This is a genomic window from Paenibacillus sp. DMB5 (genome assembly GCF_001517085.1).
GTDB lineage: Bacteria > Bacillota > Bacilli > Paenibacillales > Paenibacillaceae > Paenibacillus_AQ.
The window spans coordinates 1-23,736 of the sequence record NZ_LRAC01000122.1 but is presented as its reverse complement, the minus strand read 5'-3'; the positions used below and the strand labels follow the sequence as shown (position 1 = coordinate 23,736).

Annotated in this window: 12 protein-coding genes and 2 pseudogenes; 5 read left to right on the top strand and 9 right to left on the bottom strand. The window is 53.1% G+C overall.

What is annotated here, in order from left to right; all coding sequences use genetic code 11:
* Window positions 1-33: 33 nt before the first annotated feature.
* Complete coding sequence (locus AWJ19_RS14590; RefSeq protein ID WP_068724792.1) at window positions 34-618, bottom strand: helix-hairpin-helix domain-containing protein; 585 nt, start codon at window positions 616-618, stop codon at window positions 34-36.
* A 140-nt stretch (window positions 619-758) separates the two neighbouring features.
* Here AWJ19_RS14590 and comER point away from each other — a divergent pair, with 140 nt between their 5' ends.
* Window positions 759-1,610, top strand: a complete 852-nt coding sequence (gene comER, locus AWJ19_RS14585) for a late competence protein ComER (RefSeq protein ID WP_068724791.1) — start codon at window positions 759-761, stop codon at window positions 1,608-1,610.
* Between the two features lie 173 nt (window positions 1,611-1,783).
* Here the strand turns inward: comER and leuS are convergent.
* Both leuS and AWJ19_RS14575 read right to left on the bottom strand, forming a co-directional pair.
* A pseudogene (gene leuS / locus AWJ19_RS14580) lies at window positions 1,784-4,233 on the bottom strand (leucine--tRNA ligase).
* Between the two features lie 373 nt (window positions 4,234-4,606).
* Window positions 4,607-5,703: pseudogene (locus AWJ19_RS14575) on the bottom strand (AI-2E family transporter).
* 225 nt (window positions 5,704-5,928) lie between these two features.
* On the opposite strand from AWJ19_RS14575, the gene AWJ19_RS14570 reads away from it, so the two are divergent.
* Both AWJ19_RS14570 and AWJ19_RS14565 read left to right on the top strand, forming a co-directional pair.
* Window positions 5,929-6,621 (top strand): glycoside hydrolase family 16 protein, encoded by a 693-nt coding sequence (locus AWJ19_RS14570; protein WP_068724790.1) that lies wholly within the window; start codon window positions 5,929-5,931, stop codon window positions 6,619-6,621.
* A gap of 134 nt (window positions 6,622-6,755) precedes the next feature.
* A complete protein-coding gene (locus AWJ19_RS14565; protein ID WP_068724788.1) occupies window positions 6,756-7,505 on the top strand; it encodes a glycoside hydrolase family 16 protein in 750 nt (249 codons plus the stop codon).
* Window positions 7,506-7,568: 63 nt separating this feature from the next.
* Here AWJ19_RS14565 and AWJ19_RS14560 read toward each other — a convergent pair whose 3' ends face one another.
* On the bottom strand, window positions 7,569-9,152 hold the full coding sequence (locus AWJ19_RS14560) for an extracellular solute-binding protein (RefSeq protein ID WP_068724786.1): 1,584 nt from the start codon (window positions 9,150-9,152) through the stop codon (window positions 7,569-7,571).
* Window positions 9,153-9,273: 121 nt separating this feature from the next.
* Between AWJ19_RS14560 and AWJ19_RS14555 the strand changes: the two genes are divergently transcribed.
* The gene (locus tag AWJ19_RS14555; RefSeq protein WP_068724785.1) at window positions 9,274-11,019 is read left to right on the top strand and encodes a sensor histidine kinase; all 1,746 of its coding nucleotides are present in this window, start codon (window positions 9,274-9,276) and stop codon (window positions 11,017-11,019) included.
* Window positions 10,997-12,604, top strand: a complete 1,608-nt coding sequence (locus AWJ19_RS14550) for a response regulator (RefSeq protein ID WP_068724783.1) — start codon at window positions 10,997-10,999, stop codon at window positions 12,602-12,604. The genes AWJ19_RS14555 and AWJ19_RS14550 overlap by 23 nt, the downstream gene beginning before the upstream one ends.
* A 5-nt stretch (window positions 12,605-12,609) precedes the next feature.
* Here AWJ19_RS14550 and AWJ19_RS14545 read toward each other — a convergent pair whose 3' ends face one another.
* The 5 genes from AWJ19_RS14545 to AWJ19_RS14525 form a co-directional block, all read right to left on the bottom strand.
* Complete coding sequence (locus tag AWJ19_RS14545) at window positions 12,610-15,582, bottom strand: glycosyl transferase (protein WP_068724781.1); 2,973 nt, start codon at window positions 15,580-15,582, stop codon at window positions 12,610-12,612.
* Between the two features lie 28 nt (window positions 15,583-15,610).
* Window positions 15,611-16,468, bottom strand: coding sequence for a carbohydrate ABC transporter permease (locus AWJ19_RS14540; RefSeq protein WP_068724779.1), 858 nt, complete (start codon window positions 16,466-16,468; stop codon window positions 15,611-15,613).
* Window positions 16,465-17,445: a sugar ABC transporter permease gene (locus AWJ19_RS14535; RefSeq protein ID WP_082707898.1), complete on the bottom strand. Its 981-nt coding sequence runs from the start codon at window positions 17,443-17,445 to the stop codon at window positions 16,465-16,467. The genes AWJ19_RS14540 and AWJ19_RS14535 overlap by 4 nt, the downstream gene beginning before the upstream one ends.
* Window positions 17,446-17,520: 75 nt before the next feature.
* Entirely contained in the window at window positions 17,521-18,918 is a 1,398-nt protein-coding gene (locus AWJ19_RS14530; protein ID WP_241781752.1) for a sugar ABC transporter substrate-binding protein, read from the bottom strand.
* Window positions 18,919-19,050: 132 nt separating this feature from the next.
* A complete protein-coding gene (locus AWJ19_RS14525; protein WP_068724775.1) occupies window positions 19,051-23,583 on the bottom strand; it encodes a carbohydrate binding domain-containing protein in 4,533 nt (1,510 codons plus the stop codon).
* Between the last annotated feature and the right edge of the window lie 153 nt (window positions 23,584-23,736).

The window sequence follows — 23,736 nt, the reverse complement described above, 5'->3', positions numbered from 1 at the left end:
TGACAGTGTCAAGATTAAAATTTACACTTTTTACTAATTAAAAATAACCAGCCCCTCCAGCTTTTCCAGCATTTTGGGGCCGATTCCCTTTACTTTGCCCAGATCGGCCAGGCTGCGGAAAGCCCCTTTGCTGCTGCGGTAATCAATAATTGCCTGTGCTTTCTTCTCTCCGATCCCCGGCAGGTCCATAAGTGCAGCGGCATCGGCTGTATTCACGTTAACCCTCCCGTCCGCCGCTGCAGCCGTGTTCCCTGCAGCGCCTGTAATTCCTGCTGCATCTGTGCCTCCACCGCCTGCGTTTCCCTCCGCACCCGTTCCCGCTGCATCACTACCTTTTACCGCTTCACTATTAGCTTCAGCTCCCGGTGAATTGCTGCCCGCTATTTCTGCCCCTGCTGTTTCCGGCGTACCACTCTCTGCCGTTCCCGCTCCACTACTGCCTGCTTTAGCTGCAGATGCTGCATCTGCTCCCCCCTCTACCCCCAGCGCCTGCGCCATCCCGGCATTCAGTGTCTCCCAGCCTTCAATCCCTGCCGCCGTCCTGTGATCTGCAGCCCAGACCAGCCCGCCGCCGAGCAGCACGGCAGCAATTACACATCCGATCACTCTTTTGTTCATTAGCTAATCCTCCTTAATTTGAATGGAATTTTATTCAAAAACTTGTTTAAACCATGTCATTTGTCCAAGACTCACCGGCATACATTGAAGGAAGAGTATTCCTGTAAGCCCAGTAACATAAGAAAGGAGGTTACCACAGGATGAAAGTGGGATTTATCGGAACAGGCAGCATGGGCGGTCTGCTCATCGACACCTTTCTTAGTTCGGGAGCGCTTGATCCAAGCAATATACTGGCCAGCAACCGCAGCCCGGGCAAGCTGCTGGAACTTCAGAAGCTACACCCCGGATTGACTGTGTGTGCAAGCAACATTGAGACTGCGTCAGGCAGCGATATTGTTTTTCTGTGCGTTAAGCCTTTGCAGTTCAAAGCGCTGACTGATGAAATTGCTCCTTACCTGCGCAGTGAGCAGATTGTCGTATCCATTACAAGCCCTGTCCAGCTCCATCACCTGGAATCCGTTCTGCCGTCCAAAATTGCCAAGATTATTCCCAGCATCACCCATTCTGTCAAGAGCGGGACTTCTCTTTGCATCTTCGGAAGCAGGTTAAATAAAAAAGACAGGCAGTCTCTGCTTCAGCTGTTCTCATTCATTGGCGTGCCTGCGGAAATCCCTGAGAGCCATACCCGGATCGCTTCGGACTTCTCCAGCTGCGGCCCGGCCTTCCTCAGTTATTTTCTGGAACGCTGGATCGAAGCCGCTGTATCCGCAACCGGCATTGATGAAGCGCTGGTCAGCCGGCTGGCCGGTGAAATGCTGCTCGGCACAGGCAAGCTGCTGACGGAAGGCTCCTTCACGCCCCAGGAGCTCCAGGAACGGGTTGCGGTCCGCGGCGGTATTACGGCCGAGGCGCTGAATCACCTGCGTATCAGCCTGGAAGGCGTATTCGAGCGGCTGATTACAACTACGCATGATAAGTACGATGAGGACGTGCAGCAGCTGGATGCTTCCTTCGGCCGTGACGGCATCGCCCAGAGTCCGCTGGACCGTTAGGCAAAATTATCTTTCTAACAAGTTGAAAAGGTTACGCCGTCCTTAACAGGACGGTATCCGTTTCTGCGCGAAATAGAAGGATTATTTATGCCGTGCAACCTATAAATTCTTATAATTCAAAAAACCCGCAGCACGGATTCCTCCGTAGCTGCGGGTAGAGTTGCGTTCTTCGCTTAACCCACTACAATATTTACAAGCTTGCCGGGTACTGCAATGATTTTGCGGACCGTTTTGCCCTGGGTAGCCGCTTTAACATTCGGCAGGGCCAGTGCATGCTCTTCCATTTCTTGCTTGCCCATATCCGCTGCCACCAGTGCGCGCTGTACAATCTTACCGTTTACCTGTACAACAATTTCCACTTCCGCATCTACTGTCCAGGCTTCGTCATAAGACGGCCAAGGCACATAGCTGATGCTTCCTTCATGTCCAAGCAGCTGCCACAGCTCTTCGGCCAGATGCGGCGCCAGCGGCGACAGCATCTGCACGAAGTGCTCTGCCGCTTCCTTGGACAAGGTTTCCTGCTTGTAGGCATCGTTGATGAAGATCATCAGCTGGCTGATCGCCGTATTGAAGCGTAAGCCCTCGAAGTCCTCGCCGACTTTTTTCAGCGTTTTGTGCCAGGTGCGTTTGAACTCATCGGTTCCGCCGTCTGCCGTAATCTTGGTGCTCAGGCTGCCGTCCTCGTTCACGAACAGGCGCCATACACGGGAGAGGAAGCGGTGAACGCCTTCTACGCCTTTTTCGTTCCACGGCTTGGTTGCTTCCAGCGGCCCCATGAACATTTCGTAGACACGCAATGTATCTGCACCGTAAGCCTCCACGATTTCGTCCGGGTTGATCACATTGCGCGCGACTTGCTCATCTTCTCGTTGTTGTTACCCAGGATCATGCCCTGGTTAACCAGCTTGTGGAACGGTTCCTTCGTATCCACTACGCCGATATCGTACAGTACTTTGTGCCAGAAGCGGGCATACAGCAGGTGAAGCACCGCATGCTCGGCACCGCCGATGTACAGGTCAACCGGCAGCCACTGCTTCTGCTTCTCCGGTGAACACAGCTCTTTATCATTGTGCGGATCGATATAACGCAGGTAGTACCAGCAGCTGCCTGCCCATTGCGGCATCGTGTTGGTCTCGCGGCGTGCCTTCATGCCGGTCTCCGGATCTATGGTTTCCACCCATTCAGTTACATTAGCCAGCGGAGATTCACCGGTGCCCGAAGGCTTGATGGCGTCAACATCCGGCAGCATCAGCGGTAGCTGATCCACAGGGACCGTCTTCATTGTGCCGTCTTCCAGATGCAGAATCGGAATCGGCTCACCCCAGTAGCGCTGGCGGCTGAACAGCCAGTCACGCAGACGGTAGGTCACTTTGCCCTGGCCGCTGCCTTGCTCTTCCAGCCAGGCAATCATCTTCGCCATAGCTTCCTTGTTGTCCAGACCGTTCAGGAAATCAGAGTTAACATGCGGGCCGTCGCCGCTGTACGCCTCTTCCTGGACATTGCCGCCCTGTACAACTTCAATGATATCCAGGCCGAACTGCTTGGCGAATTCCCAGTCACGGGTATCGTGGCCAGGAACAGCCATAATTGCGCCGGTACCGTAGCCGGCGAGTACATAATCAGCAATCCAGATTGGCACTTTAGCGCCGTTGACCGGATTAATGGCATACGCCCCGGTGAATACGCCGCTTTTTTCTTTTGCCAGATCCGTACGCTCCAGATCGCTCTTGCGGGCTGCCTTGTCACGGTATTCCGCTACGGCAGCAGCCTGTGCTTCTGTTGTAATCACATCAACCAGCTTGTGCTCAGGCGCCAGTACACAGTAGCTTGCACCGAACAGTGTATCCGGACGGGTTGTGAATACTTCCAGGCTTGCATCATGGCCGTCGATCGCAAAGTTGACTTGCGCACCGGTCGATTTGCCGATCCAGTTGCGCTGCATGTCCTTGATGCTCTCTTCCCAGTCCAGCTCATCCAGGTCCTCAAGCAGGCGTTCCGCGTACTCGGTAATTTTCAGAATCCACTGGCGCATCGGTCTGCGTACAACCGGGTGGCCGCCGCGTTCGCTTTTGCCGTCGATAACCTCTTCATTCGCAAGTACCGTTCCCAGCGCTTCACACCAGTTCACCGACACTTCGGCAACATAAGCCAGACCGCGGTTATACAGCTGGATAAAAATCCACTGGGTCCATTTATAATATTCCGGATCCGTTGTACTGATCTCGCGGTCCCAATCATAGGAGAAGCCCAGTGACTTGATCTGGCGGCGGAAGTTATCAATGTTCTTAACGGTAATGTCACGCGGGTGCTGCCCCGTATCCATGGCGTACTGCTCTGCCGGAAGGCCGAAGGCGTCCCAGCCCATCGGATGAAGCACATTGTAGCCGCGCATCCGCTTGTAGCGGGAGATAATATCTGTCGCTGTGTAGCCTTCCGGGTGGCCTACATGCAGGCCTGCACCCGAAGGATACGGGAACATATCCAGCGCATAAAATTTCGGTCTGTCCGCATCTTCGCCTGTCTTGAACGTTTTGTTCTCATCCCAGAACTTCTGCCATTTCGGCTCGATGGTCTGGGCACGGTAGCCGGCTCCGGCTGCTGTGCTTGTTTGGTTTTCGCTCATCTCTTATTTTCCTCCTTGGAGTCCTGCTGACTGTAACAAAAAAACCTCCCATCCCCAGCGTATAAACGCTAGGGACGAGAGGTCTGAATTCCCGTGGTACCACCCTAGTTAGCAGCCGGACATGCTATGTCTGCCGCTCACTTTGACACCCTCTATCGGGGGTGAGCCGACGGCGGTTCACACACTGGCCTGTAATCGGAAAATTACAGAACCCGCGGCTTGCGCCATTACTCCGAGGTGAGTTCATCCGCTTCGTTAACCGGCTTGCACCTGTACACCGGCTCTCTGAGCTAACGTCCAGCGAACTAATACTCCTCATCATCGACAACTATTTTGTGAAGCAATCGTAATATTACACAATATTATATACAAATTATTTGCAGATAGTCAACGTTTTTGCCGCCCTAAACCGCTTGCGCCGGATATAGTAGGTAAACAAGTGCTGAATCACGACTTTTCCGCGGCAAAGACCGGCACGGCGAGAATTAAACCGATCATTCCGGCAACTTCGCCGCCGACCAGCAGGGCAAAAATAATCAGCAGCGGATGCAGATGCAGCCTCCGTCCTACAACCTGGGGAGAGATGACATTGCTCTCCAGCATCTGGCACAGCGTATTTACAACCGCCACCAGCAGCACAAGCCGCATTGAGATTGTCGTGGCCATCACGATCGCCGGGGCAGCCCCTAGAAACGGGCCCATGTAAGGGACGATGTTAAATACAGCCACCACGCAGGCAAACAGCAAGGCATAAGGCATGCCCACAATCACGTAGCCGATATAAGCCAGCACACCGATTATGAGGCAGACCAGAAACTGTCCCCGGATGTAATTGCCCAGCGCATCATCAATGTCCTTCAGCAGCTTGACAATGGATCTGCGGCGGGAGCGGGGAAGGCAGGATACCACTGTCCGTTCAAACACATCGAAATCCTTCAGGATATAGAACACCAGAAACGGCACGATAAACGCATTGAACAGAACCCCGATCGTAGATCCGATATTATCGAGAAAATGAGAGATGCCCCCGGCCAGCCGGTTCTCCAGCTGAAAGAACCAGTTGTTCATCCCTGTCTCCACCCCCGGCGGGATCAGTCTGGTATTCATGCTGCGCATCAGCCCCTGGGCGTGCAGGGTCATTTCCGGCAAATGCTCATTCAGCTCCTCAAGCTGCTCAATAAACATCGGAATCAAATTGATGGCGATCACGGCAAGCGTGGTCAGGAATACCGTATAAATCAGCAGCACTGCAACACTGCGCGGCATCTTCCGGCCGGCCAGCATGCTGACCACCGGGTTTAGAACGTAAGATATAATCATGGCAGCCAGGAATGGCGCCAGAATGGCTTTTAAAAACACAAAAATCCCCTGCAGCATCGGACGGAGCAGCCAGACAAAGTATAGGATAATCAGGGACAGCAGCACTCCGATCATCCAGCGGAACCATTTACTTTTGGACCATTGCTCCATATTATCCCTCCTATCCGATTTACTCTAAGCAAGCAGGCAATATCAGTATGTGTGGGAGAGCGGCGAAATACTCTTGTCCCCCCTGCAAAAAATTGTTTTTTTGTTATCCCGGACCGGAAGTTGGTATAGCTGGCCGGGGGGCCATTAGCTAAAATACATATTGTAAAACGCTTTCATTCCAAGGAGGGATGTATTAATGAAAAGGATATTTAAAAGTTCTATCGCTTGTCTCGTTCTGCTGCTCACCGGAATTATCGCAGGGTCACCGGCCTTTCCGCAGCCACTGTCTTTTATGAGCCCCTGACCTACTTTAATTCCGCAACCTGGCAAAAAGCAGACGGCTACTCCAACGGCGGAATGTTTAACTGCACCTGGCGCGCCGGCAATATTTCCTTTACAAGCGGCGGACAGCTTCGTCTGGCACTGACCAGCCCCAGCACCAACAAGTTTGACGGCGCAGAACTGCGGTCCGTATACAAATACGGATACGGCAAGTATGAGGTTAGCATGAAACCGGCAAAAAACAGCGGAATTGTCTCATCCTTTTTCACCTATACCGGTCCCTCCGACGGGAATCCATGGGATGAAATTGATATCGAGTTTCTGGGCAAGGATACGACCAAGGTTCAATTCAATTATTACACCAACGGGGTCGGAGGCCATGAAAAAATCGTAGATCTTGGCTTTGATGCATCCCAAGGCTATCATACCTATGCTTTCGACTGGCAGCCTGGGTACATTAAATGGTATGTGGACGGTGTATTGAAGCATACGGCGACAAGCAATATCCCGTCACATGCCGGCAAAATTATGATGAACCTCTGGAACGGAACAGGTGTAGACTCCTGGCTGGGTTCATATAACGGGGCTAATCCGCTATATGCCTATTATGATTGGTTAAAGTATACCGGTAACTAGTAAGGGGATAGAGCCTTTACCTTTAATAATTGTTATTCAGATTGACACATTGGTATGGCGGCTGTTCCCGTCATTAAGTACGATAGTAGCAAGAAAAGAATACAGGAGGAACAGCATTGATACGCAGGAAGTACATGAAAACGCTGGCAGCAGTCTTGGCGCTCACATCGATAGTTGTCGGCATTAAAGCCATCACTTCATCTTCATCTTCATCTTCATCCAAATCCGCCGCAGGGAGCGTGGAGGACGATTTCACAAGGTTTAACGAAGAGTTCTGGAAAAAGACGGATGGCTACTCCAACGGCTCTATGTTCAACTGCACCTGGAGCGAAAAAAACATAACCTTCAGCGATGACGGCCAGATGGTTCTTTCGCTCACAAGCCCTGCTTCCGGCGAATTTGATGGAGCGGAGTACCGTTCGCTTGAGAAGTACGGTTATGGATTGTATGAAATCCGGATGAAGCCGGCCGTCAATCCCGGAATCGTCTCCTCCTTTTTCACCTATACCGGCCCTTCGGAAGGTGAGCCGTGGGATGAAATCGATATTGAATTTCTGGGCAAGAATACGCGGCAGGTACAGTTCAATTACTTCACTAACGGTGTTGGCGAGCATGAGCAGGTAATTGAGCTTGACTTTGATGCCGCAGAGGAATTTCACTGGTACGGCTTTGAGTGGAAAAAGGATGCGATTACCTGGTATATCGACGGACGCCCTGTTCACACGGCAACCGAGAATATCCCTTCTACTCCCGGGCGGATCATGATGAATCTCTGGAACGGAACAGGTGTAGATTCCTGGCTTGAGCCTTATGACGGCAAAACCCCGCTCCATGCTTACTATGACCAGTTCCGCTATACTCCGGATAAATCGTCGGAAAAGTAATGAATCCGGTGCTTTTCCGACAAGAAACCGCCTTGTTCAAGGCGGTTTCTTGTCCTGCGGTGCTCATTTCCTGCTCCGGTCCCAGGCATTGATTTCAGAGGTTTCGGCCAAACCTCCGTATACCTGCCATTTTTCAACGAATTCATTGAATTCCCCGATGCCGCTGTCTGCAAAGATCATTTTTTGAAAGCTTTTTTGTTCCAGCTTTTTCAGCAGCTCCCCGCTGCTCTTCATGGTCTTGGTCGGAGGTCCCGTAAACTGCTCTTTGCGCGAGGCCTCCTTCTGGGCCAGCAGCACAGGGGCAATATCCACCGGAATTTCCTTAACCACTTCGGAAGGAATTCTCGCGCCGTCGAAGGTCAGCGTATAGGAGGCGACCCGGATGCCACCCAGCGGCAGGGCGGAGGGATTAATGGTCGGCTTACCGTCAACCAGAGCCCAGTCATAGCCTTCAGCAAGACCGTTGGCAAACTCGCCGGTTGAGGTAGCGTAATAATCAAACAAATAATTCTGATAGGTAAAAAAGATCTCGGGGTGTTTCATTTTCTTGTTGATCAGAATAGCGCCATTGACAGGCAGGGTGCCTCTTCGCATTACGGTTCCGTCCGGGCCTGAAGGGATGGCAACCGCCCTTATTCTAGCCTCCGGGTCTGCATCGGTCAGGGAGGACAGGGGCCAGCCGCGCATCCAGTAAGGTCCGGCTATTATTCCTGCCTTGCCGGAGACGAACAAATTGGCAGCGCCTTCTTCATCAAGCCAGGCACTGTCGCCGGATAAATATCCTTGCTGCACCCAGTGCTTCATCAGCGAAACTGCCTGCTCGGCACCAGGCTGTACCGAGCCATATTGCAATGTTCCGTCGCTCATGCGGTTCCATTGTTCCGGAACCGTTCCGAACGCACCGAAAATCCAGCTGCTGTCCCCCATCCAGGTGTTGGGGCCGTTACGGAAAGCAACAGATAAACCGTAGGTATCCTTTGCCCCGTTACCATCAGGATCACGGTTAACAAAGGCATCCATGACTTTTTCAAGCTCCTCCAGTGTGCGCGGCGCTGTCATATGGAGCTTGTCCAGCCAATCCTGCCGGATCCAGAGCAGCGGATCGGAATTATATTCATAATCCATAATGGGAATTGCATACTTGGAGCCGTTGCGCATAAAGGCGTTCCACACCGAGCTGTCTTCGGCTACAGCCTTCTTCCAGGTATCGGAAGCATACCGTTCGAATAAGCTGCCTACCTCCATGAATTGCCCGGAATCGATCAGCTCCTGGATAATATCGGCATCCCTCGTTGTTACCACATCAGGCATATTGCCCTTTGCCAGTTCAAGCCTCAGCTTGTTGGCATAGGTTTCAGAGGTGCCTGAGATGGTCCACAAATAGCGGATGCGGATGCCCAGACGGTTCTCAGCCCAGATGGTATGCACGTTGTGCTCAAGGCTCTCCCCCTTTTTAAAAATCAGATTGGGATTAACGGAACCTACTGTATAGAGGTCTACAGGAGGATCATATTTGCCTAGCTTGATGTCGAATTTAGGCTCTTGACCATCCGGAGAGGCCGTAGGGACGCTCTTGCCGGAGGAGCCGGCAAAGGAACAGCCAGACAATGCCAGCAGGGCCGCCAGCAGCAACACATTCATTTTCATGAAAACACCTGCTTCTCGAAAAATACGTGCGGGTCGAACAGATTGTAACACAAACCCGTTAAACACCGTGTGTGATACAATTCTTTTGTATTACAGCAAAGTCTCGGAAAAGGATGATTGTATGGTCAGGCGTGCGAATTTATTTGTCAAAATGGTTGCGATTCTGTTCTCTCTCATTTTAGTAACACTCTTATTCTACGGCTTGTCGTACCGTAAGGATATTAGTGTCATTACGGACCAGATCAAAACAACCGATTTGAATCATCTGGAGTTTCTGACTCAGCAGATGGACAACAATATCAACCAGCTGGCAGGCAGCATGTATGCCCTTCAAAGAGATCCGACTATCCGTGACTATGAGCAGATTCAGCAGCTGGGCCACCTTATTGATCCTGCCCAGACCGTTATGACTGTCTTGGAGAAGCTTTCCCTGCAGACCAGCTCCAGTACGTGGGAGAACCGGATCGTCCTGTACAAGCCGCTCAGCGGTGAGACCCTGGGGTCGGATTCTTCGCTGTCATTCGATGCCTCTGTTCTGGAGAAGCCGCTGCAGCCGGGATGGGAATATATTCCCGAAGGCAAGAGCAGCAATGAAGCCGGCTTCCGTCTGCTTCTGTCCGATCCGGTCGAGGACAAGGGCAATCCCCGGCAGGCGGAGCTGCTGATGTCCATGTATTTTCCCGTATCCAATATTGAACGGATGTTCGATACGTACCAGTCGCAAAACAAAGGTGACACCTTCCTGTACCATCCGGCTTACGGGGTCATTCTCTCCCGTCATACCGACAGGGAGTTGGCCAGGCAGATCATTACGGCCGCGGAGCCTCTGGCAGGCCATGAGACTTCAGATATTTTCAACCTTAAGGAAGGCAGCTTTCTCGTCAGCTCAGTCCCGTCCTCGGCTGTTACCTGGCAGGTCATTCATTATTCGCCTCTCAAACAGATTTTACAGCCTATCCAGAGCAGCCGTTATACTTTTCTTACAGGCTCAGTCATCCTTTTGGTCATGAGTCTGCTGTTTTCCCTTCAGCTCTACCGTCAGGTACAGCGTCCTGTAAGCCTCTTGCTGCGTTCGCTCAACAGAATGAAGGAAGGACGCTGGTCTACCCGGATTCATGCCAGGACCAATCCTGAGTTCACGATGCTTAACGAGGAATTCAATGAAATGGCGGAAAAAATACAAGCGCTGATTGAACAGGTCTATCTGGAGCAGCTCCAGGCCAAAGATGCCCATCTGAAGCAGCTTCAATCGCAGATCAATCCGCATTTTCTGTATAACTGCCTGTTTTTTATCAAGAGCAAGGCCGTTGTCGGCGATACAGCTTCGGTAGAAGCCATGGCTCTTAATCTTGGAGAATATTACCGTTATATCACCAGAGTCGACCATTCTCTCACAACGCTTGAGGATGAGCTGAAGCTGTTGGAGAATTACCTGGAGATTCAGAATCTAAGGAAACAGCGGATCTGTTATACGATGGAAATCGCCGGTGAATTGCTTGGAATGCAGATCCCCCGGCTGCTGATTCAGCCCTTGGTCGAGAACAGCATTATTCACGGGATTGAGAAAAAAATCGGACAGGGCTTCATCCGGATCACGGCCAGCCAAACGCCTTCCGCGGTTACAGTCACTTTAGAGGACAACGGAGCAGGTATGACCGGTGAGGCCATTGCAGCATTGCAGGCCAGATTGTCTGAACAGACACGCGAGGACGGAGGCTGCGGCCTCTGGAATATCCAGCAGCGCCTTAAATATCACTACGGCAATTCCTCCGGCCTGCTGATCTCCCCCTCCCCTGAAGGAGGACTAATAATCACTCTCTGTATGGAGAAGAAAGAGGAACACCATGCACCAAATTCTACTGGTTGATGATGAGCCGTATGTTGTCGACGATCTGTCTATCTCCCTTCCCTGGACCGAGATGGGCTTCGGGCTGGTTCACAAAGCCTACTCCGGTTATGAAGCTCTTGATCTGCTTCAGCGTTATCCGATTGACATTGTAGTAACGGATATCAATATGCCGGAAATCTCCGGCATTGAACTGATTGCGTCAATCCGCAGCCGCTGGAAGCATATCCGGGTCGTTATGCTGACCGGCTATGCCGAATTCGAATATGCCCGCAAAGCGATTGAGGAGCAGGCCAGCGCTTATCTGCTGAAGCCGATTGCCAATGACCAGCTGGTTGCTGTCATCACCAAGCTCCAGAATGAGCTGCGCGGCGAATGGGAGGCTTGGTCCTCCTACCAGCGGACGATGCAGACCTTCCGCGAGCACCTTCCTCTGCTCCGCGACCGCCTGCTCGGCGATCTGCTGCAGGGACGTAAGCTTTCCGGGCCGCAGCTGCAGGAACGGCTGGCACAGTTCGATCTGCCGCTCTCCACCAGCCAGCCGGTATGCCTTGCGGTTGTCAGACCCGAGGAGTTTTTCCGGCGCCAGGACATGCACAGCATGCTGCTGTTTGAATATGCGATCATTAATATTGCGCAGGAGCTGTTTCAGGACCGGTTCCGCATCTGGTCCTGCAAGGATGTCCATGATTATCTTGTATTTCTGCTTCAGCCAAGGGAGGACATCGAATCCGGCAGCAATCCGGGCGATGAGGTAGCCCAGGGCGCTTACCAGCTGCAGAATCATGTCAGCACGCTGATTGGAGGCGGACTGTCCGTTGTCACTACAGGCTGGGGAGCTTTCCCTGATCAGGTCTATTCTCTCTACCAGTCCGCTATCTCTGCTATCCGCCAGCATATCGGCAGCGAAACCGGCATTTATCTGGATGCCACTGACAAAAGCGTTGCCCAGTCGGTTGAAATTCTCCAGCCGCTCTATGAGCCTCCGCTGCTCTCACATATGTTTGAAGCGAATAATTGGCAGGGGATTGAAGACAAGCTGAATGCCATTACAACAGAGCTGGGCCGCAATCCGGACCGCTCACTGGAGCATATCCACGAAGCCCGCCTGCATCTGGAAACGGCATTCTATTATTTTGCCCACAAGAACAATAAAATGCTAAGCGAGATTGTAGGCAATCCGCTGCTGGAGCAGCCTCCCTTCCAGACGCCGGACAAGCTGCGGGAATGGGCGATCCACGTCATTTTCCTCCTGAGAGAGCATTTTGAATCAGAGCGCCGGGACAGCCGTACTGTGCTGATCCAAAGCGTCCATGAATATATCAACAGCAACCTGCACTATGTCTCCCTCCAGGCCATTGCTGATCATGTGCAGATGCATCCGGTCTATCTGTCCAAAATGTACAAGCTGGAGACAGGCAAACGAATCAGCGACTATATCGGTCAGGCCAAGATGGAAAAAGCGGCGTATCTGCTGATTCATACGCCGCTCAAAATATATGAGGTTTCCGCTGAACTGGGCTATTCCAATGCCCATTATTTCATCAAGCTTTTTAAAGAATATACCGGAATGACCCCGCAGGAATACCGCGATCGGGCATTGTAGCCTTCTTAGCTTTCAAACCGGAGCTCTACCTCATGGTCGAGACCGTCATCAGCAGCCGGCACAAGCCCTGCCTCAAGCATACGGCCGTCGAGCGTCAGACGGGCCATACCGTCTTGCATCCGGCTGAAGCCCTCCGGTTTGCTGATCCGAATCCGGTACGAAGAGCCGCCTAGCTTCAACGTGTAAGCCAATTCTGTCTGCTCCTCCCGCAGAATCGGATTGAGTGCGATTCCCTGCGCCGTATACTCAATACCAAGCGCCTCCATCAGCGAGAGCGTGAGCCAGGTCGAGGTGCCGCTAAGCATCGGGCCAATGTTCTCACCGGTCTCGCTGTTGTTGTATTGCGTGCAGAATCTTGGATTTCCGCAGACTGCAAACGGATCATCCATCGTTTTAAACGGCAGAATCCGGTCCAGCAGCCAATATCCGAAGCGTCCCAGTTCAGCGGCAAGCTCTGCATCCGCCACCTCCTTGGCTCCCTTGAACATTGCTGCAGCAGCCATCATGCAGGCATGCTTGAATACGCCCCCGTTCTCACGGTCCCCCGGAAAATACTCGTCAGATGCTGTATGGGAGGACACCCGTCCCAGTGCAACAGGCGACACCAGCTTCAAGCCGTAAGGGGTCATAAGCTGTGACTTTATTGTGTTCAGCATTACAGTGATCTGTGATTCATCCGCACAGCCGGACAGGATGCTCCAGGAGAATGAATTCAGGAAATAAGAACCGCTGGCGGCCGGATCGGCCGAGAGGCCGTCTCCGGCAGCACCCAAATAGGTATATTCGCCGTCAGCATAGCGGTTGAACAGCACACGCGCGAAGAAATCGTCCTTCCAGGCATGCTCTTGGATGCGTCCCCGCAGCTCTTCCCCGAAACGGTCAAGCTCCGCGGCATAATCCGTTTCTCCCTTCCGGACAGCCAGGACAGACAGCTCATCTACAGCCACCTTGAGCAGAAAAGCATTCATGACGCTCTCGGAATAATCGCTTTCCAGCGGATCGCCGAATACTCCGCCTGCCTCCAGCTGCTTCCGGTAACGCTCTTCCTTGGCCGGTCCGTTCAGATACGTATCATCCAGCTTCAGACAGTCGTTCCAGTCGGCGTAGTCCAGCAGCGGGAGCCCGTGCCGGCCCACTGAAATCCGGCCCGAATAGACAATAATCGCCTTCAAAGTCTCAAAGACCGGCCGGCTGGATTCTTGTCCCGCCACCGGGCAGGTTTCGTTCAGGAATTCGAGATCGCCTGTTAGCATTACGTAACGGTAGACCGCCTGAACAAGCCATAACGCATCGTCGGACCATTTACCGGGCTCCTTGCCGTTCCAGAAGAAATTGTGATAGGCATAGCCCAGCCCGAATACCATACCGGTCCATTCCTTCAGGAGACTCTTCACCAGGCCGCTTTTTCCCATACTGGTAAAATAGTACATCGAGGCGTACAAATCCTGGATTTCACGGAAGCCTATTTCCCTGTAGCCCTTTTGGGTCTGGCAAAAGGAACGGGAGACAAAGGTCTGATAGAGCACCTGGAAAGGCAGATTGCGGTTGACAAAGACATCAAAGCTTTCATCACCGGTGGCTACCTGCAGGAACTTGCCGTACTCACGCACAAAGGCGGCAGATTCGGCCAGCGCCATCTCGGCCGCGCTGCGGGCAGAGAAACGGTTGATCAGCGTCCCAACTTCGTCGGCAAGCACGGTATCATTCCAGGGCGCACCGCTCTTGTCGGAGACAAGGCCGGTCAGCTGGTCGACAGCTGCCGTAGCTCCTGACGGAATAGAAACCTCACCTGCTACAGCGAAGAAGCCGGGTCCCTTGCGCTGCAGAATGCTGCTTAGCCTGAGCGCACCAGCCGGGCGGTGCAGAGAGCCCGTACCGACAAATTCATTGTAGCTGAGGCAGTATTCGCGCGGCAGCACAGCTCCGTTATTCCCGTGAATAATCATGGTGTGAAAACGCAGGTCATGCTTCCCGCCTTCCGGATAATAATCGGGACTGACAGCAGCCACAGCTCCAGCGGAATCCTGGAGCACACCGCCCTGCATGATGATATTGCTGTACAGCACATCCTCAAACAGTGCTCCCGGAGCAGCGGAGCCAAACATTCCGGTATAGACAATCCGCAGACGGCGTTCAGCTCCTCCGAGATTCACCAGCTCGATCCGCTGTGCTTCTGTTGCCAGAGGCATACCTTCCGAGTGCGGGAGGATAAAGATGGTACGGGTTATCTCCAGACCGCAGCGGGTCCGGTAGGTGATAACCGTTGCATTCTGCGAATGCCGGCAGACCGCCGATTCAATGCCTTCGTCTCCGGGATCCGCAGAATAAAAAATCTGCTTCCCTTCCTCGAACAAATAAAATTGCCGGTTAGCCGGGAAGCCGTTCTCCTCCTGGCGCATATCCCAGCGTGTCGCCAGAACCTGGGTTGCGGCGTGTGAGCGGAAGCTCCCGCCACCCAGACGGTCAACGACGCTTTTGGGGGTGGTCTGCAGCGGATGAGGGAAGCTGAGACGGTTGCCCAAGAGCAGATTGACCGCAAAGTGCGGACCCGGAACAGGTGCCCTCAGGTCGATTACATGCTCTCCCTCGTCGTTAAGCGTCCCTGCCCAGCCCGGTGCAGCTTGCAGCAGCTCCAGCGCCTCCGCTGCCGCAGTCTCCGGAATTTCTATGGTCTGCTCTTCATTCCCCGCATCCCTGATAGATAAAGACAGCTTGGTTCCTTCGCTGTTGATGGTGAACAGAGCGGATGCACCGGCTTGCGCCGGCAGCAGAGCAGCTATCGCTCGCAGCTTGAGCAGCTCCTGAATGGCGGGGAGCCTATACGGCAAGCCGGCTATCCCTACAGCCCCCCGCCGTTCTGAATCGGTAAAGAGTGCGCTGACGTTCTCTCCGGTGCCGATCCGGTCGGCAAATACTTGTCTCAGAATCTCTTCGGCCGATGCCTTTGTCTCTCTTGCGGTATTCCATTGTAGCAACATCGATTTCACCCTTCCTGGCATTCGCGGATCAGCCCTTGACGGCGCCCGCGGTCATACCGCTGATAAAGTACTTCTGCGTCATGAAGAATACCACCATAACCGGCACGGTTACGACAGTCGAAGCCGCCATCAGCAGATCATAGCGGGTATTGTACTGTCCGACAAACAAACGGATACCGACCGGAATCGTCTGGACATCAGAGCTGGTGGTAAGCACCCAGGCAAACAGGAGCTCATCCCACGCCGTTAGGAAGATAAAGATGCCGGTCGCAATGATGCCGGGGACGGACAGCGGCAGAATGATTTTGTAAAAAGCCTGAAATTTGGAGCAGCCGTCAATTGCTGCGGACTCCTCCAGATCTCTTGGGATGGAGACAAAGAAACCGCGCATGATCCAGATACTGATCGGCGTATAAAACGCCGTATAGACAAGGATCATCCCCCAGTACGTATTGATCATCGGTAAACCGAACGTATTTTTAATCCACAGGAACATCAGGTAAATCGGGAACAGGAACATAATACCCGGGATAAGCTGGGTGGATATGATACTCATGCTGAACGCCTTCGATCCCGGAAAATCAAACCGGGCGAGCGCATATCCGGCGAGAACGGCAAAGGAGCCGGCCAGCAGGGTTGTTGCGCCGCAGATCAGCAGGCTGTTCCGGAAATAAATAGCAAAATTCACTGTGTCCCACATGTTAATGTAATTGACCCACTGCGGCTTCGTCAGGCTGAAGCTTGTGATGCCGTTCAAAATCTGGTCATTGGAGTGCAAGGAGGTAAAAATCATCCAAATGATCGGGAAGATCGTCACGATGACAATTATCCAGGTCAGTGATGTCAGCAGAAACGAAGAGACAGAACGTTTTCTATGTGTACTCATTGGGCATTCAACTCCGATCTAAAGGCGCGGTACCATACGCCGACAACCATCAACATTACGAACATCAGCATCATTGAAGCGGCAGAACCGGAACCAAACGCCCAATAGCCAAAGGATTGGCGGGTTAAGGCAGTCATCAGGAGGTCTCCCCATTCTCCCGGATATCCGGCACCATTACCGAACATCGTGGAAACGATATTGTAGGAGTAGACATTGTTAATGATCTGGAACAAGAGCTGTACCGCAATGACCGGTTTGAGCATGGGCAGTGTTATATTCCAGAACTGGCGGAGCTTATTGGCACCGTCAATTGTAGCCGCCTCATAAATATCTTCAGGAATCGTCTGCAGTCCGGCCAGGAAAATGACCATCAGGAACGGCCAGCCCCGCCAGATGGTCGGGATAATAATCGCCCAGATGGTATTGGGTCCCAGCAGCCAGAATGGTTTGTCGTTGAAGAGATGCAGGACATCGACCAGAAAATAGTTGATAATGCCGTTCTGCTGCCACATGAAGCCCCAGAGCACGCCGACAACATAAGACGGGATGACCCAGGGTAACAGCATAGCTGTGCGGGCAATGCCGCGGCCGGGAAAATCCCGGTTCAGTAGCATGGCCATCATCAGCCCCATAAACATTACACCAATTGTTACAATAACGGCATAGATGGCTGTGTTGCGAATTGCAAAATTCAGCCCCTGACGGACCGGATTATCGGAATTAAACAGCAGGCCGATATAGTTGTCCGCTCCCACAAACGGAGCTTTCAAGTATTTGACCAACGTGAATTGGTTCAGCTTCAAAAATGACATCCAGATTCCCTGCAGCATCGGGAGCAAGTGCACCAGCATCATGAAGATGATCGTCGGCACCATTAGCATATAAGCGAACTTATTATCTTTGACCCGCTTTCGCCACAGTCCGCGCTTGCCGGAAGGGGCTTTTGCCGGAAGTTTATTTTCAGTATGGAGTCCCATCTCTTATCCCTCGCTTTGTGTATGAAAGAAACCGCCGTGCCCTGATCGCGCGGCGGCCTCTCTGCATTCAAGTCGTTATTGATTAATAATAGCTTTGACTTCAGAAGCCGCGGAATCCAGCTCCTCCTTGATGCTCTCTTTGCTGTATTTGCCCTTTACGCCGGCAACAATATCCCAGACGTTGGCAAAATGCTTTTGCAGCGCCGTTTCCGTTGGTCCCCATTGCGGGATGGCCGGATACGTTCTGCCGTATTTGGTTGCTTCCGAGAATGCTTTCATGTTGGCATCCAGATCCGGTGATTCCAGAAGGGACAGCTTGGCAGGGAGCTGACCAGATACCTGTGCATAGGCTTTCTGCGCTTCATCCGAGGTCAGGTATTTAATAACCTCCCAGGTGGCTTCCTTGTTCTTGGAGCCGCTGAACACGGTCAGCTCGCTGCCGCCGACAAAGGTTGCCTGTCCGCCGGGACCGGCCGGAAGCGGAGCTACCGCAAAGTTTTTGGCCGCCTTCTTGTCATCCATACCCCCATTAGCTTTTGGTGTGGCAAAGTTCTTGGCGAGCCATGGTCCGGAGATAATTACCGCTGACTTGCCGTCGCCGAAATCGCTCTCAATCTGTGAAGAGTTCTTTTCAAGCGAGGACTTTTCAACTAGACCTTCATTCGCAAGCCCTGTGTAGAACATAACACCTTCCAGACCCTTCTCTTCATTGAAGACCACATTCTTGTTGTCCTCAGACAGAACGTCGCCGCCTGCTGCCCAGATCCAAGGGAAAATATTATGCACAACGTTCCAGTCGTTTTTGCCCGGAAGTCCAAGTGCAGCGATCTTCTTGCCGTCAACCGTTTGTCCGTTCACTGCTTCCAGCGCACTCTTGAAAGAGTCCCAATCCTTGAATGCAGTTTCCGTATTTACCCCGGCCTGCTTGAACACATCGGTCCGGTAGTAAATGGCCCGCGCATCAACAAACCAAGGTATGCCGTATACCTCGCTATCACCTGCGATGGAGGTTGTATTCCAGATGGCCGGCAGGAAGGCTTCGGCACCGCCCACGTCAGCCACTTTATCGGTCACCTTGTCAATGCCGCCCATGCTGGCAATTGCCGGTACCCAGGTCGATCCAAGCTGAAGAATATCGGGGCCTTCACCGCTTGTAGCCGCGGTTGTAATCTTGGTCCAGGCGGAGCCCCAGTCCAGGACGGTTACTTTTACAGTGACATTCGGATGCTCTTTCAGATAAGGATCAAGGGTCTGCAGGAAGTCCGCATCCGGTTTGGGACTGTTCGGCATCACCCATGCATTCAAGGTAACCGGTTTTGTACTTGGGGCCGCAGGTGCGGTAGTCGCGCTGGTTTCTTTCTGCTCTCCTCCGTTGTTAGAAGAATTTGAAGAATTGTTATTGCCTCCGCAACCGCTGACGGCCAATGAAAATGCCATAAGCAGCGCACTGATGGATACTGCTGTCTTTTTCACAATAAATCTCCCCCATTGTCATTTGAAGATCAGGGAGAACGGCTGCCCGTCCCCCATACTCTGATTATAAGAGTGTTTCTGGCCGCTCTAAATACCAAATCCCAAGCCTGTATAACAAATTATTAAGCATGCTCAGGGTGCAGCTACCGTTCCGTTGTTCGTCAACACAATATCATCAACCTCTACCGCAAGGTGACCCGTGCCTCCGCCCACAATATTCCCCAGCTCAAATGAAATCCGGCCGATGGATGTACTGCCTCCAGTAACATCAAACTCAAGCGTATACTCCGTATAGTCCGTACCAAGATCAACAATTTTACTTGCATACCCGTGCCAGGTGTAATTATTTGCGGCATCCAGCCAGCCGATACTGATGTTCATTTTGCGCGGTGCTTCCGCCTTCGCTTTAAAAGTGAGGGTATAATGATTCCCTTCGTTATAGGCCACACCCTCGTAATATACCTGCCGGTCCCAGCTGTTCGCCCCTGTAGAACCGACCTGCATCCGCAGTGCCCCGTTCTCATTGCCAATCGATAACTCTACGCTGTCAGAGGAATAGGAGCTCCAGCCCTGGATCGGAGCTGAGAAATCTCCATTCGGGATCAGATTTTCGCCGTAGGCTTCTCCCGCGATCACCGGGTTTACCTGAAGCAGGGAAATGTTGCCGAGGGAGACAGTATGTGCTCCAAGCGGCTCCGTTATCTTGCCGAGACTGAATTGGAGCACAGCCGCGGCATCGCTTTCCGGAGCGGTAAAATAGTACTCGAAGTGTCCGCCGGCCTCAGTCAGACTGGCTGTCTCATTCATATACGCGGTCCAATTATTGTCCGAAGAGCCGTCATGCTGGACCAGCACCCGAATCAGCCTTGCTGCCGAAGCTTCCGCATCAAAGCGGAGCAGGTACTTTTTGCCCTTTTCCACCGGAATTGCGCCTTGTTTGACCTGTACATTCCATTCCTCGTCGCCGCTGCCGCCAAGCGCTACCTGCAGTACGCCATTCCCCGCAGTCATTGCCGTATTCTTCACAGGATCATTGTCTACCCAGTCTTTCTTGAACAGTGTCCAGCCTTGGGTAGAACCCTCCTTGAAGCCGCCGTTCATGACCATCTCACGGGACAAATCCAGCCATGCCAGATGGTAGCCGCTGCCGCCGAGACGGAAATAATAGGTTCCTGCAGGCAAATCAAGCGTTGCCCCAATGACTGCCCGGTAGCTTTGAAGTCCGCCTGTATCCCCGACTGCAGTCTTGTAGACGTCTGCCGTCACCACACTGCGCTTGCCCGCATCCAGTACGGTCAGCTCAAGTTCGGAATCCGCCTGTACACTGGAAACACGGGCTACCGGAACAATGCTTGCCCCCTGAGGAAGAACCAATTTGTATTCTGCGTAATCGCCTTTATCCATACTGGCGACATCTTTGCCGCCCTCACCGCTTGGCAGTAGAACAATTCCCGACGCGCCGGAATACTGGTCGCCCCTGAGATGCAGATAGCCGTTCAATACAGGCGGATCGGCCATCCGAACCAGACGCACATTGTCAATCTCCGGCTGACCGCCGGCCTTGCCAAGAAGAAACGACAGTGTACCTTCAGAGACAGCTGAACCGGATAGTGATATTTCTGCTGTATAATGCTTCCATTCCGGTGTCAGCGCGAGTGTTGATCCGTCAGGGTAGATGCTGTCTCCCCCGCCGGCCTCGAGCTTTATGCCAAGGAGGTCTGACTGATCTGACCTGGCATCAAAGCTCAGCTGATAGACTCCGCCTGCGGACAGAGGCAGACCTGACTGGGTAAGTGTCACGTCTTCAGCCGATTCTCCCGGGTGCTGGACCGCCGCAAGGAAAATACGTTTCATAAGCGGCAGCTCCAGTGTGCTGATTACCTTGGCTTCAGCTGCTGCCCCCGATTCAGGCTTGACCATAAAGCTCCAATAGCCCAGCCGGTCTTTCCCCAGCTCAAACCCTCCATTGTACACGAGATTGCCGTCGGCAAGCGGAGTGCGGGCTACAGGCAGAGGCTCTGTTTCGGCAACACGGACGTTAGCGAAATAGGCCGTTGTATTATTAAGACCCAGGTTGAACTCAAACCTGACATTGTTGTCAGTCGCCTGTGTCATGTTAAAGCTGTATTCAAAGGACTGCCAATCCGGAGTAAGCTGGAAATTCCTCTCCTTGGAGTAGGCGGTCCATCCCCCGCCGTATTCAGTCAGCTTGCTCATCACCGGACGGACCGCATCCGCTTTGGCGTCGAAGGTTACCTTATAGGCTTTGCCCTTCTCCAGAATAAGCGGCATCTGAGTGAGCTGAACGGAATAATTCTGGGTTCCCGCCTCCTCCAAGGACACCTTTACAGCCTTGCCCTTGTCCTTGTCGTCAATGACGGCCGTAGTTCCCGCTCCCCCGGCATTCGTAATGAGCTGCCAAAATTCCGGCAGACCCTGGGCTGCATTGCCGTTGAAATCTCCGTTGTAAATCTGGTTGCCGTCAGCAAGCACAGGACGCTGCGGAGCCGCATTTTCAGTTTTTTCCGGCCGCTTTCCTGTTACATCTGGCCATTGATCCAGCTTCTTATACTTATAGACCCGAACATAATCTACATACATCTTATCCGAACGGAAGTCGGCGGCCGGGTCACCCGGCCAATCGCCGCCGACTGCCAGATTAAGAATCATGTAGAACGGACGGTCGAACGGTGCGGGATACGTATAGTAATCCGGCTGGCCCTCCGCCTTGGTCCCCCAGTCGCTCGTTTCAAAGTACAGGTTGCCGTCCACATAATAACGGATCAGACCCGGGAGCCATTCAAGGGTAAAGTCATGATACTCGTCAGCAAATGTTTTACCTTCGGGCAAAACATAAGTCTTGGATTGGGAGATATGGGGAATATCGTAATGAAGCGAGCCATGTACCGTTCTTGGATACAGATCCGCTTTTTCCGTATCGCCGGCCACCGGTCCGGTCAGCTCCATAATGTCCATTTCACCGCTCCCCGGCCATGGGCCGTACTGCTTCTCTTCATCGGTCGGCATCATCCAGATCGCCGGCCACATCCCCTGCTGAACCGGCAGCTTGGCGCGTACTGTAAACTTACCGTAAGTCCAGTCCCCCTTCATCTTTGAGGTCAGCTTGCCGGATGTGTATTCTTTCCCGCCGTAAGCTTCCTTTCGGGCTTCGAGTGCCAGTACGCTTTGGCCGCTCTCGGTTTCCAGCGAAACGTTATCCGGGTGATAATATTCCAGTTCATTGTTGTATACAGTTCCCGTATCCTGGATATTCCACTTCGACTCGTCAATGTGTGTTCCTTCAAACTCGTCATTCCAGACCATTTCCCACTGCTCCTCATCCGTAGACGGTGCAGGTGTCGCTGTCGCAGATGGGCCAGGGGTAGACGAAGCCGCCGGTGTCGGGCCGGGCGAAGCTGCAGGTGAAGGTGTCGGTGTCGGTGTTGATGCCGCTCCCTCACCGGCAGTTCCGTCCGCCGCTTGGGTTGCCGGAGCACTGGCCTGCGCAGAGGCTCCGCCTCCGGTCAGGTTCCGCAGCGTCTCTCCGGATTTCAGCTCTGTCCCGTTCATAAGCACCTTGCCGGCGCTTACCTCCAGCAGGCCGATTTGTCCCAGATTTGTAATGGTTGATCCTGCGGCTCCGGCATCAACGATGAGAACATCGATCCGTGACCCGGCTTCGATCTCTACTCGACTCTGCTTGGCCAATTCGATCCTGGCAGCCGTGCTTCCGTCTTCCAGCCGGAGCCGCACCGCTGTTTTGGGCTTGTCAACAACCGTACGGTTCAGGGCTGATTGACGGAAGACCACCGTATGTTCACCGCCTCCGGAAATGAAAGTGCTGCCCTTCACTTTGACCCCGGTGAATGAAGCTTCCCCTTCTCCTGTTCCGGCTGTCACATAGAGATTTCCATTTACCGTCCCATCCTGGATGTGCACATCCGGCCGGTTCACAATAACATTGCCGGATACCGCCCCTACAGGATAGTTCCCCCCGGCTGGGCTGATCCATCCGATCATCCGGCTCAGCAGAACCGCCAGTTCACCCCGGGTCATCACCGATTTCGGATTCAGTTTTCCGGCCGGATCGCCTTGAACATAGTCCGAGGCAAGCATTGCGCTGGCGGCTTCCTGTGCATAGGCGCTGACCGCTGCCCCGTCTGCCTGCACATTCAGCATATCCAGAGAAGGACTTTCCAGCCGGAAGGCGCGGGCCAGCATCGTCATTGCATCCTCACGCCGGACAGCCGCATCCGGCTGAAACTGCCCATTCCCGTAGCCTTTGATTATCCCCGCTTCATTCACCTTGCTCACCTCAACGGCATACCAAGAAGAAGCGCTTACATCATTGAAACCGGCAATGCCTGTTGCAGTGTAACGGAACACCCTGCTGAGAATGGCTGCCAGCTCGGCCCGGGAGACTGCACGGTCCGGTTCAAATCTGCCGGTTGCTGTCCCCTGCAGAATGCCGGCCGCAGCCAGTCTGTCCGCTGCCGACGCTGCCCAATGCTGCTTCATATCCGTGAATTTCGGCATTTGGGCTGCGGCCGATACAGGCAGTTCTTCCGTAACGGCAGCATTTGCCAGGCCGCTGTTTACCGGAAGCTGAAAGCCCGACAGCAGCATAGCGGCTACCAATACCCTGTTTAGTACTTTGCGGTACATTTAAAATTCCTCCCTGATGTTGAATTTTGCTGATTTCCGGCATGTCCTCCGGTCGATTTCAGTATAGAGTCCTCTCCCTGCACCGAACATACCAATTCCTTAGCGGGGATAACAAAGTTGCAAACTTTTAAAAAAACAAAAAGACCCTATTTC

Coding starts and splice junctions, on each gene's coding strand:
- AWJ19_RS14590 (WP_068724792.1), bottom strand. CDS start 618: ATGAACAAAAGAGTGATCGGATGTGTAATTGCTGCCGTGCTGCTCGGC.
- comER (WP_068724791.1), top strand. CDS start 759: ATGAAAGTGGGATTTATCGGAACAGGCAGCATGGGCGGTCTGCTCATC.
- AWJ19_RS14565 (WP_068724788.1), top strand. CDS start 6,756: ATGAAAACGCTGGCAGCAGTCTTGGCGCTCACATCGATAGTTGTCGGC.
- AWJ19_RS14560 (WP_068724786.1), bottom strand. CDS start 9,152: ATGAAAATGAATGTGTTGCTGCTGGCGGCCCTGCTGGCATTGTCTGGC.
- AWJ19_RS14555 (WP_068724785.1), top strand. CDS start 9,274: ATGGTCAGGCGTGCGAATTTATTTGTCAAAATGGTTGCGATTCTGTTC.
- AWJ19_RS14550 (WP_068724783.1), top strand. CDS start 10,997: ATGCACCAAATTCTACTGGTTGATGATGAGCCGTATGTTGTCGACGAT.
- AWJ19_RS14545 (WP_068724781.1), bottom strand. CDS start 15,582: ATGTTGCTACAATGGAATACCGCAAGAGAGACAAAGGCATCGGCCGAA.
- AWJ19_RS14540 (WP_068724779.1), bottom strand. CDS start 16,468: ATGAGTACACATAGAAAACGTTCTGTCTCTTCGTTTCTGCTGACATCA.
- AWJ19_RS14535 (WP_082707898.1), bottom strand. CDS start 17,445: ATGGGACTCCATACTGAAAATAAACTTCCGGCAAAAGCCCCTTCCGGC.
- AWJ19_RS14525 (WP_068724775.1), bottom strand. CDS start 23,583: ATGTACCGCAAAGTACTAAACAGGGTATTGGTAGCCGCTATGCTGCTG.